This window comes from Kitasatospora sp. GAS204B, assembly GCF_029892155.1.
Lineage (GTDB): Bacteria > Actinomycetota > Actinomycetes > Streptomycetales > Streptomycetaceae > Kitasatospora.
On sequence record NZ_JARZAG010000034.1, the window covers coordinates 36,821 to 52,237 of the forward strand.

The following is a 15,417-nucleotide window of genomic DNA, read 5'->3' on the forward strand; positions in this document are numbered from 1 at the left end:
GAGCACCGGTGAGCACCGGTGAGCACCGGCGGAGCGACCCGATGCCACGGGTCGCTCTCCTCCCTGAGGGGTGCTCAGTTGCCGGTGGTGTCGGAAGTGTCGGCGGCGAGACAGAACGGGTGGCCCTCCGGGTCGGTGAGGACGACCCACCCGCCGTCGCCCGGCTGGAACTCGGGCCGGGAAGCTCCGAAGCCGAGCAGTTCCTCGGTCGCGCCGTCCAGGTCGGTGACGGTGAAGTCGAGGTGCACGTACTTGGCGCCGTCGGGCCAGCCCGGCGCCCGGTAACCCTCGACGCGGACGAAGGCGAGCTGGACCGGGGTGCTGTCGCCGTCGCCCAGCGACACGAAGTCCTGCTCGCTGCAGGTGATTTCCCACCCGGTGGCCTTCTGGTAGAACGCGGCGAGCGCGACCGGATCTGCGCAGTCGAGGACGACAGTGCTGAGCTGCTTGAGAACGGGCATGCCGATGACTCCTGAATGTCGGTACTGGCGAAGCACGAAGGGAACGGCCCCTCGCACGTCGCCAGCATGCTTTCGGCGGCAGGCCGGCGTCTTGAACATCCTTGCGCGGCTGTCAGACCCGCCACGTAGCGTTCGACGGGTGCTCACCGCCGTTCCTGTCGCCACGTGTCCCGACTTCGGCATCAGCGCGGTGGCCTGCCGCGACGACCACGCTCGCTGGTCGATGCCGGAAGTCCGCAGCGACTACCGCGTGGTGCTCGTGCGCCGAGGCCGGTTCCGCAGGATGGCCGCCGGCGTGCCCGCCGACATCGACGCGACCCTGGCCTACGTGGGGGCCCCGGGCGAGGAGGAGTGCTTCGCCCATCCCGCCGGCGGCGATGTCTGCACCGCGATCAGCGTGACGCCGAAGCTGTGGCGCTCCCTGGCCGGGGACGTCGCGGGCCCGGTCGCGCACACGGTCTACGTCGACCCGCGCCTGGACCTGGCCCACCGCCGGCTGCTCGCCGCCGCGGACCTGGGTGATGTCGACTACGCGCTCTCCGAGGAGCTGCTGGCTCGCCTGTCGACCGCCATCGGCCGGACGGTGACCGGACGAACACCGATCACCGCAGCGTGCGCCCGACCCGACCCGGGCCTCGTGACAGCCGCCCGCGAGGCGATCATCGAAGGAGACCCGGCCTCCGACACGCTGTTCTCGCTGGCCGAGTTGCTCGGCGTCTCTCCCTACCGGCTGAGCCGGGCGTTCCCGCACGAACTCGGTGTGTCGGTGACTCGCTACCGCCACCGCGTCCGGATCGGCAGGGCCCTCGACCGCCTGGCGGCCGGCGAACGGAGTCTCAGCACCCTCGCCGCCGACCTCGGTTACGCCGACCAGGCCCATCTGACCCGGACGATGCGCCAGCACCTGGGCCACACGCCGACGGCGGTGCGACGGCTCCTGGCGTCCGCACCCTGACCGGGCCCAGCTCGGCTGGGTGCGGCCGACCGAGACGGAGAACGACGAGTGCGAGTCCCAGCTCGGGCCCGCAGGTCGCGGTTGCCCGGACGGGCAGAAGATCACCGCACTCCGTCAGGGAGCCGTCAAGGCCGCTGGGCGGGAGCTGTGAGCGGCCCTAGCCTCCGAAGAACCGTCTCTCCTCCGCAGACGAACGTCACCACACCGAATGATCGGGGCACTTCAGCATGCGCGCTTCCTCCCGTCGGACGACCACGCTCACCCAACGCGTCGCCGCCGGCACTCTCCTGTCGGCCCTGGCCGTGACCGGGCTGATGGCCGTGCCGCAGCAGGCTTCGGCCTACGACTGCTCAGGGCAGGACAGCGTGGGCGGTGGCAACTGCGACTCGGCCCTGATCAACTCGATCGGTGCCATGATCGGAGGCTTCCGCAGCGCGGCCCTCACCGCGCAGGCCGACAACGCAGCATTCACCCAGGGGATGGCCGGCCAGCTGAGCGCTGCGGCACCCGGTTACAACATCATGGTGTTCAAGTACGACGGAACCGACCTCTACAGCAGCGGCCCCGTGTTCCACAACCCCTACGTGGCGGACATGAACGGGGTGCTGGTCGACACCACCGTCAAGCTGGAGCACCACGACTCGGAGGGCGGCCCGACCGGTTACGACGACTTCCGGATCTGGGTCTTCTCGGGTGACTCGACCTTCACCAACAACGGTGACGGCGGCTACGGGAACTGGGCGTTCGTCGGCAACGACTCCGACCGGACCGTGACCAACAGCAGGCCGTGCGTGCGGATCACCTGTACCGACAGCCAGCGGATCATCCACTTCCCCGCCCGCGAGATCACGACGCCGGCGGCCAACGCGGGCGACCCCAACACCGGCACCCCCGCGACCCCGAGCATCCCCGCCAACCCCGGTACGACCCCGGGCGTCAACGTGGGCGGCAACCCCACCCCCGGCATCCCCGCCAACCCCGGCACTACCCCCGGCGTCAACGTGGGCGGCAACCCCACCCCCGGCATCCCCGCCAACCCCGGTACGACCCCGGGCGTCAACGTGGGCGGCAACCCCACCCCCGGCATCCCGGCGCACCAGGGTGGCGGTAGCGGTGGTGGTGGCACCATCGCCGGTCTGGTCTACCCCAAGGTGAAGACCGGCCAGGGCCCGGTCGTCACCGGGTCCGCCTCGGGTCCCTCGATCCTCGCTGGCAACAGCGGTGCCAAGAACTCCGGTTGGCAGTTCACCTCGGTGGGCGACGGCCGCTACGAGATCACCAGTGCCGTGTCCGGCCTCGCGCTGACCGAGAACACCAAGACCTACGACGCCGACGCCAAACCGTGGACCGGCGCCGGCGAGCAGAAGTGGCAGCTCGTCAGCCAGGGCGGCGGCCAGTACCAGATCCGGATCACCGACCAGGACTGCCTGACCTACGACGAGGACGCCAAGGCCCTGGGCGTCTGGACCTGCAACAACGCCTGGAACCAGCAGTGGAAGCTCCAGTAGGAGCCGGCCTCTGGGCAACTGGCTGCGCTACTCGCGATTAGGTGCGACGTGCTACACCTGAATCAATCAAAGGGGCACTTTGCACCAACTCAATCTCGGAATCATGGCGCAGTCACGCAAGGAAAACGAGCATCGACTGCCGATCCATCCCGCGCACTTCGAGCGGATTGACCTCGACCTCCGTGGACGCATCCACCTCGAGCTGGGCTACGGAGAGAAGTTCGGTGTCTCCGACGAGCAACTGGCCCCCCTCGTCGCCGGGTTGCTCCCACGGACGGAGCTCATCGCACAGTGCGATGTCGTCCTGCTGGCCAAGCCGATGCCGGAGGATGTCGCCGAGCTGCGCGAGGGGCAGGTCCTGTGGGGCTGGCCGCACTGCGTCCAGGAGGAGAGGATCACCCAGACGGCCATCGACCGTCGGCTGACGCTCATCGCTTTCGAGGCGATGAACCACTGGACCAGGGACGGCTCGTTCAACCTGCACGTCTTCCACAAGAACAACGAGCTTGCCGGGTACGCCTCGGTGCTGCACGCCATGCAGCTGCGGGGTTCGACCGGTGACTACGGCCGACGGTTGCGCGCGGTCGTGATCGGCTTCGGCGCGACGGCCCGCGGGGCCGTCACGGCGTTGAATTCCCTGGGCGTGCACAACGTCGACGTGCTCACCGCGCGTGGCGTGACCGCCGTCAGCTCACCGATCCACTCCGCTCGAATCGTCCAGTTCGATCACGACGAGGCGGACGGTACCTCCGACCCCCGCCGTAGCCACGCCCTGACCGACGAAGGCCGGATCCCACTGGCGGAGTTCCTCTCAGGGCACGACATCATCGTCAACTGCGTCCTCCAGGACACCGGGGCACCGCTGACCTTCCTGGTCGACGAGGACCTCGACACGCTGGCGCCGGGCACCCTCGTCATCGATGTCTCCTGCGACGAGGGCATGGGATTCAGCTGGGCACGGCCGACGACCTTCACCGACCCGATGTTCACCGTCGGCGACAACGTGCACTACTACGGCGTGGACCACAGCCCCTCCTACCTGTGGAACGCCGCCACCTGGGAGAACAGTGAGGCGCTGATCCCGCACTTGCGCTCGGTCCTCGACGGTCCCAGCAGCTGGGAGGCGGACGAGACCATCCGTCGTGCCATCGAGATCCGCGAAGGTGCCATCCAGAACCCCGCCGTGCTGGCCTTCCAGCACCGGTCCCCGAACTACCCCCACCTCAAGGTGTAGCCACTTCCGGTCGGCTGTCATCGCTGCGGCCGGCAACGCTCGAAGGCCTCGACCGCAGAAGCGGTCGGGGCCTTCGAGCTGCTTGGCTCCGGACGGTGCTGGACGGGTCATGCGAGTGACGGCCGCCGACCAAATCCCGTTCGTCACGGTTGCCACGGGCAAGCATGTCGGCGGTCGCTCACGTGGTTTGGAAGATCGCGGACGACCGAACTGCACCCGGCGTCGGCCGCCTTGGACCTGGCGACCAACAAGACTCCCTGGACGGTTGGTTGAGAGGCGAGACAGTTCGCTCAACCGCCGGGGAGCCTCATTCGGTCTTCCCTCGCACCCGACCGCCCGGCCGTCACCTAGTCGGTGCCCTCCCTGATGATGGTCGGATGATCCGGGAGAGGGGCCGTCTCGCGGACCTGACGCCGTTGTGCTGCGAGCGGGCGGCGTCGCGTTCCGCGCATGCCTTCTGCTGGAGGATGACGGCGATCTGGTCGACGTCGTCGTTGGTGTCGAAGAATCCCTGGATGGTCGGTGCCGCCGCGCCGTTGACGCCGATGAAGAAGGTGTAGAGGTGGCCGTCGTCGGCCTGCAGGTAGCCCGCGTACGTCTGCGCGTTGATGGCGATCCCCTGGTTGAGCAGGTCGCCGCCGATGATGGTGCCGGGCTTGGCGAAGACCTTGCCCTTGGCCGGGCAGTCGGTGGTGCAGTAGAGAGCGCCGGTGCCGGACACCCCGAGGATCGGCAGTGAGGTGCGGAACGCGTCCGCGTCGGGGGTGCGCAGCCAGTAGGCGAGCAGCTGGTTGAGCCCGGTGGGCGTGACGCGGTCGACGGGGACGTCGCCGCGTCCGTCCGCCATCTGGAACTGGGTCGGGTCGACGTTCGCGGTCTGGGCGAGGAAGTCGTGGATGACCGGGAAGGCGTCGAAGCAGTTCGTGCTGCCGATGTTCACGGCGATGTTGCACAGGGCCAGGTTGGCGCCCAGGTTGTGGCTGACGTTCAGGATCAGCTTGGCGTAGTCGCGGTACGGCGGTGAGACGTAGGCGGCCACCTGGGGATCACCGCTGTACGAGGTGGGCAGCGTGCTGTCCGGGTTGGGCCCGGTCGGTGGGGCGGTGACGGTGACTCCGGCGCGGCCCAGCGCCTCGATCAGGGCTGTGCGGCCGAAGGCGTTGGGGTCCTGGATCTGGGAGTTCTTCAGGGTGGGCTGGGCGTCGGCGGCGATCGTGCCGGAGAGCGTGATGGCCGTGCCGTCGGGGGATGTGGCGACCTGGATGTCGGTGGTGCCGCCGGCCGCCACCGTCTGGACGTTGGAGGTGACCTGGTACGGCGCGACCTGCGGGCGCCAGCTCAGCTGGGCGGGCTGCCCGGGGGTGGTCGGCGTGCTCAGCAGGTCGATGACGTTGTCGTTGATGATGAGCGGCGTCGGCTGCGGGGTGATCGGCGGGGGCGTGAACAGCCGCGGGTCGATGACGACATCGCCGTCGACCGTGGTGATGCCCGAGTCGCGGACCTGCTGGGCGATCTGGTCCAGGCCGGCGAGCGGGTCCTCCGGCGTGAGGGTGGCGCCCGGGACGTCGTCGGCATAGGTGTGGTCGATGGGGGTGAAGTCGACCGACCCGTCCGCCTTGGTCCGGCCACCCATGGTGAGGTCGCCCTGGGCGACGAGCGCCAGGTTCCCGGTGAGGGTCGATCCATCGATGTGGCCGATCGCGTTCACCGGCGTGGTGAAGCGGTGGTCCGGGCCAAGGGCGTGCCAGGCACCGGAGATGGTGATCAGCTTGATGGTCGAGCCTGGCATGAAGAACTGGTCGGGGTACATGGAGTGGATGACCCGCCCGTCCTGGGGGTCGATCTCCAGCAGACCCCACTGCGCGTGCTGGTACGCGGGCTTGTTCATGATCGCCGTGATGTCGGGCCCGAGGTCGCTGTGTGAGTCCCCCGCAGGTGCGGCGGCAGCAGTACCGGCCACGACCGCGAGCGTGACGCCGACGGTGGCCCAGGCCCGAAGCCGACCACGGATCCTTGATCTCATTCGCCCAGCCGTTTCTGGAGTCGGAAGCCCCGTTTTGCAGGGCGGTCACGGCGCACAGTAGGTGCGCGGACTCCGGGGGCGGGGCTGCTGCGCGGTGTGCTGACGGTGAGGGGTGTGAAAAATCATTCGGTTGGTCGAAGGTGGGCACCCATATGAGTCGGGGTCGAACAGTGGACGGGCCGTCAGCCGGCGAGAGCGGCAGGCTGGCCGCCACCTACGAGGGGGGACACCTCTGCGGTGATCGCGTCCGGCTCGTGGCTGTCCGACAGAGGAGTCAGGGTCAGCCGGCAGCCTTCACCGGCTGACGGCCGGCCAGACAGTGGTCCCGGCCCTGGAAGGTACGGCGGTACGCGGCGGGTGAGACGCCGATTGCGGCGGCCAGGTGCTGGCGCAGCGAGGAGGCGCTGCCGAACCCGGCGCGCTCGGCGACCCGGTCCACCGACAGATCGCTGGACTCCAGTAGCCTGCGGGCGAGTTCGAGCCGTTGGACGGTGAGCCACTGGCCGGGGGTCTGGCCGGTCTCGGCGAGGAAGCGACGGCTGAAGGTGCGCACGCTCATGCCCGCCTGGGTGGCCAACTGGGCGAGTTGGATGGGCTGGTGGAGTTGCCGGAGGGCCCACTCGCGGGCCCCGGCGGTGTCGCTGCCGGTCGCGTCGGGGACGGGTCGGGCAATGTACTGGGCCTGTCCGCCGTCGCGCCATGGCGGAACGACGCATATGCGGGCGACCTGATTGGCGATCTCGCTGCCGTGGTCGCGGCGGATCAGGTGCAGGCAGAGGTCCATCCCGGCGGCGGCGCCGGCCGAGGTGAGTACGTCGTCGTCGTCCACGTAGAGGACATCGGGATCGAGCGGGGTCCGCGGGTACAGCTCGCGGAAGCGCTCGGCGTGAATCCAGTGCGTGGTGGCGGGCCGGCCGTCGAGCAGCCCGGCGGCGGCGAGGACGAAGGAGGCAGTGCAGATCGACACCAAGCGGGTGCCGGGCCGGAGTTGGCCCAGAGCGGCAGCGACCGGCTTGGGGAGCGGGTCGCTGCCGCCGATCGGATCATCGATGGCCGCCACGATCAGGGTGTCGGCGGTGGCGATCACGCTCGCGTCGTGCTCGACGGCGATCGAGAAGTCCTCGCTGGTGCGCACCGGCCGACCGTCCGGGGTACAGGTGAGCACCTCGTAGAGCCGGTCGCCGTCCGGGCCGTAGGCGAGGCCGAAGGCCTTGGCAGGGATGCCGAGTTCGAAGGGGAAGACGCCGGGGAGGGCGAGGACGACGACGCGGTGCATGGCCTGCTGCATGGCCGGATTCTCTCACTCGTTGGCAATCTGGCCACTCGTTTTCGGCTGCTGGGTGGCGTCAGGCTGTTGATCAACCGCGAACGAGACGGGGGAGTGAGTCCAGATGGCGGAGAAGATGATGGCCGTGGCCTTCGAAGAGCCGGGCGGGCCGGAGGTCCTGAAGGTCGTTGAACGGGAGCGGCCGGTACCCGGTCCGACGGAGATCCTGGTCCGGGTGCACGCGGCCGGCGTCAACCCGGTGGACTGGAAGACCCGGGCGGCCGGTGTCCTGCTCGTCCCTGGTGATGGCATCGTGGGATGGGACGTCTCGGGTGTGGTGGAGACCGTCGGCCTCGGCGTGACGCTCTTCCGGCCGGGTGACGAGGTGTACGGCATGCCGGGCTTTCCGCGGCTGGTCGGCGCCTATGCGCAGTACGTGGCCGCTCCGGCACGCCACTTCGCCCCCAAGCCGGCCGGACTCGACCACGTGCAGGCGGCGGCCCTGCCGCTGGCCGCGCTGACAGCCTGGCAGGCCCTGGTGGACACGGCGGCCCTGCAGGAGGGGCAGCGAGTCCTGGTGCACGCCGCGGCAGGCGGCGTGGGGCACCTGGCGGTGCAGGTCGCCAAAGCGTACGGCGCGTATGTCATCGGCACGGCCAGCGTAGGCAAGCACGAGTTCGTGCGGGAGCTGGGTGCGGACGAGGTGATCGACTACACGGCGGTCGACTTCGCCTCGGTGGTCTCCGATGTGGATGTGGTGATCGACCCGATCGTCGGGGACTACCAGGAGCGCTCGCTGTCGGTGCTGCGGAACGGTGGCACGTTGATCACTCTCGCGGCCCGCGAGACCGAGGCGCTCGCCACGGCCGCGGCCGCGCGCTCCATCCGCTCGGGCTTCATGCTGGTCGAGCCCGACCGGCGAGCACTGTTGGCCCTCACGGAGTTGGTCGAGACCGGCAAGCTGAAAGTCCACGTCGAGGCCGTCTTCCCGCTGGCGGACGCCGCCAAGGCCCACGAGCTCGGTGAAACCGGGAGGACCACGGGGAAGTTGGTACTCACCGTCGACTGATCCGGAGCTGGCGCAACGAAGAACTGCAGTCACGGAAACGGCGGAAGAACTGCAGTCACGGAAACGGCGAAGGACCCGGCCGCAGTGCGGTCGGGTCCTTCGGCTGCCCTGGCGGGCGGGTGCGGCAGAGGTCTCCTGGTCGTCCTCCGAACCCCGTTGGACCGGGGTGAACGAGACCCAAAACGGCGCCTGTTACAACCGCTGCACGTCAACCGGTGGCGGGCACCGAGATCTTGTCGATGTCGGGGGCCCAACCGCCGTACTCGTTGCCGAAGGTGATCGTGTTGTAGCCCGCGTTCAGCGTCAGTTCCACGGTCGCTGTCTGGGTCGAGTTCCAGTTGCCGTTCCCGTGGAACGAGACCTTCTGCAGGTTCTCGCCGTTGGTCCAGATCGAGGCGTAGCGATCCCCGTCCCCGTTCACGTACTGGACGGTGACCGGGTAGGTGCCGGCGTTCTGGGCATAGACACCGTTGATGTAGAGCTTGTTCGTTCCCCCGATCCAGCTCACCTTCTCGCCGCCCGAGCAGACCGAGCAGGCCGAGAAGACCGCGCCGGAATTGTTGATCCAGCGGCCCGACACGATCGAGTGGGCGGGGTCCTCGGCCTCGTAGCTCTGGGCACCCGCGGTGGGGTTGATCAGCGCGGTGTACCAGGAGGCCGGCGCGCTGGGCGCGGTGACCCGGTACACCGCGGTGCCGTGGGCCGGGACCTGGGTGGTGATGCCGGCGGCGCTGCTCTGGACGACGGTGCCCGTGTACTGGTCGGTCCAGGTTCCCGTGCCGGGGATGCCCACCGAGGCGAGGGAGGTGCTGAGGGTCTGCGCGCTGTCCGACCCGTTGTAGAGCGCAAGCGCGACGTCACCGTTGCTGAGCGGCTTCGCGAGGACGAGCGACCCCGAGGAGTTGATCAATCGGCTCCCACCGATGACCCTCGCCTGGAGGCCCAGCGCGTCCTGGTCGATCGCGATGAGCCGCGGGTTCTTCAGCAGTGCCAGTGAAGTCGCGTTCACGCTGCTCGGGTTGGCGCTCGCGATCAGGGGCGCGGCCATCATCGCCCACATGGCGAAGTGGGTCTGCTCCTCGGTCGTGGTGAGCCCGCCGTTGCCGACCTCCAGCATGTCCGCATCATTGAACGAGCCCGGCTTGGCCCGCCAAGCCAGCGTGGCGTTCTCGGTGACGATGTTGGCGATGCCGTTGGGCCAACTCTGGCCCCACCACTGGTTCCCGATGTCCTCGGTGCTGCGCGCCTGGTCGGAGACGTCGCCCCAGTCCCGTGTGACGCCCGCCCCGGTATTGCTGCCGCTGTTCGGGTTGATGCTGAAGACGATCGGCCGGCCGGTGGCATTCAGCGCGTTGCGCATCTTGGCGAAGTCGGCGACCTGGGCGGACAGCGACGAGGCGCTCTCGCAGTAGTCGTACTTGAGGTAGTCGACGCCCCAGGACGCGAAGGTGTCGGCGTCGTTGACTTCGTGCCCGGCGCTACCGGAGTATCCCGCGCAGGTCTTGGCACCCGGTGACTCGTAGATGCCGAACTTGAAGCCCCGCGCGTGCAGGTAGTCGCCGAGGGCCTTCATGTCAGGGTAGTTGGAGTTACCGGTCAGATTGCCGTTCGCGTCACGGGCCATCCAGCAGTCGTCGACGTTGACGTACCGGTATCCGGCGTCCCGCATGCCGTTCGCGACAAGGCTGTCCGCGACCGACTCGATCAGTGACTGGGTCGCGCCGCACCCGTAGGTGTTCCAGGCGTTCCAACCCATGGGCGGAACCTGGAGCAGCGGTGTCGGGGTGGCAGCGACCGCGGCCGGGACCGCGCCGACCCCCGCCACCAGAACTCCCGCCGCCACGGCTGCCCGCCGCAGCCGCCAAGACCGATTCGCCCTTGCTGCCATCCGCTTCCCCAATCCCTGAAATCAGCCCACTGAACCTCCCGGACCGCTGGCACGCCTGCCACCTGGACGACGGCCACCGCCTGCCCCGGCCCGCCGCCAGGCTGTGACTCACCGACAGAAGCTCCATGGCGAAGACGAACTGAGGTACCAGCAACTACCAGAAGTGAACATTGCTCGCCATAACTCGACGATATCGAACACGGCGAGTGACATCGAACGGCTTCGTTCACCCCTGTGTCAAGGCTTTGATCAAAAACAGGCGCCCGAGATCTCGTCGATACCTCCGGGAACGCCCTGGACGGCCCCCGAGGCCGACGAGAGTCGTGAGCGCACAACTGTTCGTCCGGCTGTCCGGGGACGGCCACAGGCGTCCTGACCTGTGGCGGAGCGGCTCACCCGGCTGGCTTCGGACGCCGCCGTACGGGGGTGAATGCAGCCAGAACGGCAACCACGACAGCAGGTGTGCCGACCTGCTGCGGGTCGCCGATGAGACGGCGGAATGCCGTCAGCAGCGGGTGAGGAGGGACCGGATGGCTTCAGTGACGTCGGCGGGCGCCTCCTCGGCCATGAAGTGGCCGCAGGAGACGGTGGTGTGTTGCAGATCGGGTGCCCAGGCGCTCCACAGTGCGGCGGCGTCGAAGCCGAGGACTGCGCCCCAGTCCTGCTGGAGGACGGTCACCGGCATGCGCAGCCGGTTCCCGGCGTCTCGGTCGGCCTGGTCGTGTTCGACGTCGATGCCGGCGGAGGCGCGGTAGTCGGCGACGATGGAGGGGACGGCCGCGCGCGATGCCGCCAGGTAGGCGGCGCGGATCTCGGCCGGGACCGCCTGCGGGTCCCGCGTCCAACTGTCAAGGAAATGGCCGAAGAAGGCGTCTGCGCTGCTCTGGATCAGCTGCTCGGGCAGGCCGGCCGGCTGGGCCATCAGGTAGAGGTGGAAGCCCACGGCCGCGGTGGTGCCGTGCATGACGTCCCACATGTCCAGTGTCGGCAGTACGTCGAGCGAGGCGAGATGGGTGACCGCCTGGGGGTGGTCGAGGCCGACGCGGAAGGCGACCAGAGCGCCGCGGTCGTGCCCGGCCAGAGCGAAACGATCGTGGCCCAGGGCGTGGGCGAGCGCCACGATGTCGGCGGCCATGGTGCGCTTGGAGTACGTGGCGCCGTCGGTGTCGGCGGGCTTGTCGCTGGCGCCGTAGCCTCGCAGGTCGGGGCAGATGACGGTGTGGTCGGCCGCGAGGTCGGTGGCCACGTGCCGCCACATCAGGTGGGTCTGTGGGAAGCCGTGCAGTAGCACGATCGGGCTGCCGGAGCCCGCGACGGCGACGTTGAGCGCGACGTCGTCGGCGACGGGGACCCGGCGGTAGTCGAAGCCGGGAATGGTCGGTGCCATGGTTCGCCCTTTCGGAAGGTGACGGACACCTTGAGCCTGCCGGGCGTGAATCAGCAACTGATCAGCGCGTACCGTGGCGGCAGGACGGTCGGGGAGGTGGGGTGTGGAGCGGATCACCTTCGGTGTGCTCGGGCCGGTCATGGCCGAGTGTGGTGGCGCTTCGCTCGCGCTGAAGGGTCCGCGGCACCGCGCCGTCCTGGCCCGCCTGATCGTGGCCCGCCGCCGCGTCGTCCCGGTCGGCCGCCTGGTGGAGGATCTGTGGACGGATCCGCCGCCCGGCGCAGTGGGCGCCGTACAGACCTTCGTCGGAGCGCTCAGGCGAGCCCTGGAACCGGACCGTCCGCCCCGGACCCCCGCCCGCCTGCTGGTCACCGACGGTCCCGGGTACGTGCTGCGCGCTGAGCCGGGCGCTGTGGACGCCTGGCGCTTCGAGGCGGCTCTCGGCGCTGCCACGAAGTTGTCGGCCGAGGATGCGTTGTCGCGGTTGGAGGAGGCACTCGGGTTGTGGCGAGGGCCTGCCTACGCCGAGTTCGCGCAGGAGGAGTGGGCTCGTGGTGAGCGTTCCCGCCTTGCCGAACTGCGGATGCAGGCGGTGGAACGGCGAGCCGGGACACAGTTGGCGCTGGGCCTGGCTGGCGAGGTGGTCCCCGATCTGGACGCGCACCTCGTCGACCACCCTTGGCGCGAGGACGCCTGGCGGCTGTTGGCGCTGGCGCTGTACCGGATGGACCGTCAGGGAGACGCGCTGGGCGTACTGCGCCGGGCCCGGGCGACGCTGGTCGGCCGACTGGGCGTGGATCCCGGCCCGCACCTGCGCCGGCTGGAGGCGGACATCCTTGCCCAGGCGCCCGGACTCGACCTTCCAGCCGGTCCGGAGGCGACGGCGGCCCGGTTGTGGACAGCGGCAGCCACGACCTACGACCGCACGGTCGCTGCCGGTGCGCGCGCCCGGCTGGAGACCACGGTGAGCCTGCTCCGGAGCCTCGCGGTGACCGGGGGCGGTGGGCTGGAGGCTGCTCGGCAGCACCGAATGGCGGCCATCACGGCGGCGGAGGAGTCCGGCGATCCGGAACTGACCGCTCGGGTGATCGGCGCATTCGACGTCCCCGCGATCTGGACCCGCAGCGACGATCCCCAGCTGGCGCAGCAGATCGTCGCGGCTGCTGAGCGCACGCTCACCGCCCTGCCGAGCGGCGCGCACGACGCGGCGCGCGGCCGCCTGCTCGCCACGATCGCGTTGGAAACGCGCGGCGCCAGGGACGGGCGTGGGCCCCAAGCCGCCTGCGAGGCGGAGGAGATCGCCCGCCGCCTCGACGATCCCGCACTGCTGGCCTTCGCGCTCAACGGCACGTTCATGCAGTCCTTCACCCGGGCCGGCCTTGCTGCGCGCCGGGACGGGATCGGCGCAGAGCTGATCGCGCTGGCCTCCCGGCACGGCCTGCCGACCTTCGAGGTACTCGGCCACCTCATCCGGCTTCAGGCACGCAGCGCGCTGGCCGACTTCCCGGCGGCGGATGAACATGCCGCCACTGCCGACCGCCTGGCCGAGCGCCACGAACTGCCGCTCGTGGGGATCTTCACCCAGTGGTACCGAGCGCTGCGGCTGGCCGCGTCCGGTCGGATTCCGCAGGCCGAGACCGCCTACCGGGGCGCCGCCGCGCAGCTGGACGGCGCCGGCATGCCCGGCCTGGAGCGCGGCCTGCTGCCGTTCGCGCTGCTGTCCCTGCGCCTTGCGCACAGGACGTGGTCCAGGACGGCATCGACCGGGATCGACCTGCAAGCCGACTGGGGGCCTTACCGCCCCTGGGCCGAGCCGTTCGCACTGGTGCAGGCCGGGCGCCACACCGAGGCGAAGGCCGCACTACGCGCGCTGCCGGAGCCGCGCTGGGATCTGCTGTACGAGGCGTGCTGCTGTCTGGAGGCGACGGTTGCGCTGGAGGTCGGCGACCCTGTTGTGCTGAAGCGTGTCCACACACGTCTGCTGCCGGCCGCCGGCGAACTCGCGGGCGCGGGCAGCGGCCTGCTCACTCTGGGCCCCGTCGAGCGCTACCTCACTGCCATCGCCGTGGCGTTGCGCAGGTCGGCGGGGTCAGCCCGCGTTGATCTGTAGCTGCTGACGTCGCGACGCTCCGCTGAACCAGCCAGGTCCGGCTGCCTCCGATCACGGGATCAGCTCAGAGACGCGACGAAGGCACGGGCCGCTGAGCAGTCCGGGCCTTCGATCAAGGCGGAGGATACGAGATTCGAACTCGTGAGGGGTTGCCGCCAACACGCTTTCCAAGCGTGCGCCCATAGCTGCAACCCACGCAGCCGTCGACGCCGCCGCCGCGATCCGGTAGGTCGGGACGCCGGCGTCGGCCGTCGAGCCGACCGCGGCCGTCAGCCCCAGTTCGCTACCCCGCCACCCCCTGCGGGTCCGCCAGGTACGGCCCCCACGCCAGCTCCGCCGCCCCCACCAACCCCCCGTGCGCCAGGGCGGAGGCGGCGATCGGGACCTGGTCGCAGCGTCCCCAGAGGCTGTGCCGGATCACCGCCTCCGGTAGGCGGTCGGGGGCGGCGGCGAGGAGGTCGCGGTGGAGGCCGGCGAGGACGATGCGGTCGGGGTTGAGGATGTTGGCCAGGCCCGCGAGGCCCAGGGCGAGGCGGTCGACCACCTGGTGCACTGCCGCCCGGGCGGCGGGGTCCCGGTCGGCGGTCCGGGTCAGTTCGCGGGCCTGGTCGAGCAGTTGGCCCGTAGGGTCGCTCGGGCGCCCGGCGGCGGCGAGGAGGGCGGCCGGGTCGGTCTCGACGTTGAGGCAGCCTCGGTTGCCGCAGGGGCAGGGGCGGCCCAGCGGATCCACCGTCAGGTGGCCGACCTCCAGGGCGAGGCCGGCGCTGCCGGTGTGCAGGCGGCCGTCCACCACCAGGGCGCCGCCCACGCCGCGGTGGCCGGAGGTGACCAGGAGCAGGTGGCGGGCGTCGCGGCCGGCGCCGTGGCGGTGTTCGGCGAGGGCGGCCAGGTTGGCGTCGTTGGCGACGGCGGTGGGCAGCGGGCGGCGGGCCCGGGGGCCGAGGTCCTGGGCGGCCATGGCGGCGGCGAACAGCGCGGCGGCGGGGGTGTCGCCGGGCCAGCCGAAGGTCAGCGCGGCGGGGGCGGTGCCCTCCGGCTCGCGGACCGGGTTGGGCAGCGCGAGTGCGGCGCCCAGGCAGCGGCGGTGGTCGGCGCGGATCAGTTCGGCACCGGCCTCGGCGATCGCTCCGATCACCGAGGCCGGGTCGGTGCGGGCGGGCAGCGGGTGCCGGACCGGCTCGCCCAGCGACCCGCCCAGGCCGGCCAGCGCCACCGTGAGGCCGTCGGCGTGCAGTTGGGCGGCGAGCACCACCGGGCCGTCGGGCGCCAGGTCCAGCCGGTGGGAGGGGCGGCCCCGGCTGCTGCCGATCGGGTGCTGGTCGACCGTCACCAGGCCGAGCGCGGCCAGTTCGCCCGCGACGGCGCCGGCCGTGGCCCGGGTGACTCCCAGGGCGGCGGTGAGGGCGGAGCGGGTCGGGGCGCGGCCGGTGTGGACCAGCTCGAGGGCGGGCCCGAGCAGGCTGCGGCCTCGATCCGGCGCGCGACGGGTTGTCGGAGTGTGCGGCACTCCTCTAT

11 protein-coding genes are annotated in these 15,417 nt (G+C 70.3%); 5 read left to right on the forward strand and 6 right to left on the reverse strand.

The genetic code is table 11. The annotated features are described in order from the left end of the window. Positions 1 to 74: 74 nt before the first annotated feature. Positions 75 to 461, reverse strand: coding sequence for a VOC family protein (locus P3T41_RS32580; RefSeq protein WP_280694200.1), 387 nt, complete (start codon positions 459 to 461; stop codon positions 75 to 77). 139 nt (positions 462 to 600) lie between these two features. Here P3T41_RS32580 and P3T41_RS32585 point away from each other — a divergent pair, with 139 nt between their 5' ends. The 3 genes from P3T41_RS32585 (at position 601) to P3T41_RS32595 (ending at position 4,158) form a co-directional block, all read left to right on the forward strand. After that, a complete protein-coding gene (locus tag P3T41_RS32585) occupies positions 601 to 1,416 on the forward strand; it encodes an AraC family transcriptional regulator (protein WP_280694201.1) in 816 nt (271 codons plus the stop codon). A gap of 227 nt (positions 1,417 to 1,643) precedes the next feature. Further along, positions 1,644 to 2,924 (forward strand): RICIN domain-containing protein, encoded by a 1,281-nt coding sequence (locus tag P3T41_RS32590; RefSeq protein ID WP_280694202.1) that lies wholly within the window; start codon positions 1,644 to 1,646, stop codon positions 2,922 to 2,924. A 79-nt stretch (positions 2,925 to 3,003) separates the two neighbouring features. Continuing rightward, positions 3,004 to 4,158 carry a N(5)-(carboxyethyl)ornithine synthase gene (locus P3T41_RS32595; RefSeq protein ID WP_280694203.1) on the forward strand — a complete coding sequence of 385 codons (1,155 nt, stop codon included), beginning with the start codon at positions 3,004 to 3,006 and terminating at the stop codon, positions 4,156 to 4,158. A gap of 343 nt (positions 4,159 to 4,501) precedes the next feature. On the opposite strand, the gene dacB is transcribed toward P3T41_RS32595, so the two are convergent. Both dacB and P3T41_RS32605 read right to left on the reverse strand, forming a co-directional pair. Next, a complete protein-coding gene (dacB, locus tag P3T41_RS32600) occupies positions 4,502 to 6,181 on the reverse strand; it encodes a D-alanyl-D-alanine carboxypeptidase/D-alanyl-D-alanine-endopeptidase (protein ID WP_280694204.1) in 1,680 nt (559 codons plus the stop codon). A 280-nt stretch (positions 6,182 to 6,461) separates the two neighbouring features. Then, the gene (locus P3T41_RS32605) at positions 6,462 to 7,469 is read right to left on the reverse strand and encodes a helix-turn-helix domain-containing protein (RefSeq protein ID WP_280694205.1); all 1,008 of its coding nucleotides are present in this window, start codon (positions 7,467 to 7,469) and stop codon (positions 6,462 to 6,464) included. 103 nt (positions 7,470 to 7,572) lie between these two features. Between P3T41_RS32605 and P3T41_RS32610 the strand changes: the two genes are divergently transcribed. Further along, positions 7,573 to 8,517 carry an NADP-dependent oxidoreductase gene (locus P3T41_RS32610; protein WP_280694206.1) on the forward strand — a complete coding sequence of 315 codons (945 nt, stop codon included), beginning with the start codon at positions 7,573 to 7,575 and terminating at the stop codon, positions 8,515 to 8,517. A 208-nt stretch (positions 8,518 to 8,725) separates the two neighbouring features. Here P3T41_RS32610 and P3T41_RS32615 read toward each other — a convergent pair whose 3' ends face one another. After that, complete coding sequence (locus tag P3T41_RS32615; protein ID WP_280694207.1) at positions 8,726 to 10,360, reverse strand: alpha-galactosidase; 1,635 nt, start codon at positions 10,358 to 10,360, stop codon at positions 8,726 to 8,728. A 550-nt stretch (positions 10,361 to 10,910) separates the two neighbouring features. Then, the gene (locus P3T41_RS32620) at positions 10,911 to 11,792 is read right to left on the reverse strand and encodes an alpha/beta hydrolase (RefSeq protein WP_280694209.1); all 882 of its coding nucleotides are present in this window, start codon (positions 11,790 to 11,792) and stop codon (positions 10,911 to 10,913) included. A gap of 139 nt (positions 11,793 to 11,931) precedes the next feature. Between P3T41_RS32620 and P3T41_RS32625 the strand changes: the two genes are divergently transcribed. After that, entirely contained in the window at positions 11,932 to 13,902 is a 1,971-nt protein-coding gene (locus tag P3T41_RS32625; protein WP_280694231.1) for a BTAD domain-containing putative transcriptional regulator, read from the forward strand. 283 nt (positions 13,903 to 14,185) lie between these two features. Here the strand turns inward: P3T41_RS32625 and P3T41_RS32630 are convergent, their stop codons facing one another. Next, on the reverse strand, positions 14,186 to 15,409 hold the full coding sequence (locus tag P3T41_RS32630) for an ROK family protein (protein ID WP_280694210.1): 1,224 nt from the start codon (positions 15,407 to 15,409) through the stop codon (positions 14,186 to 14,188). Between the last annotated feature and the right edge of the window lie 8 nt (positions 15,410 to 15,417).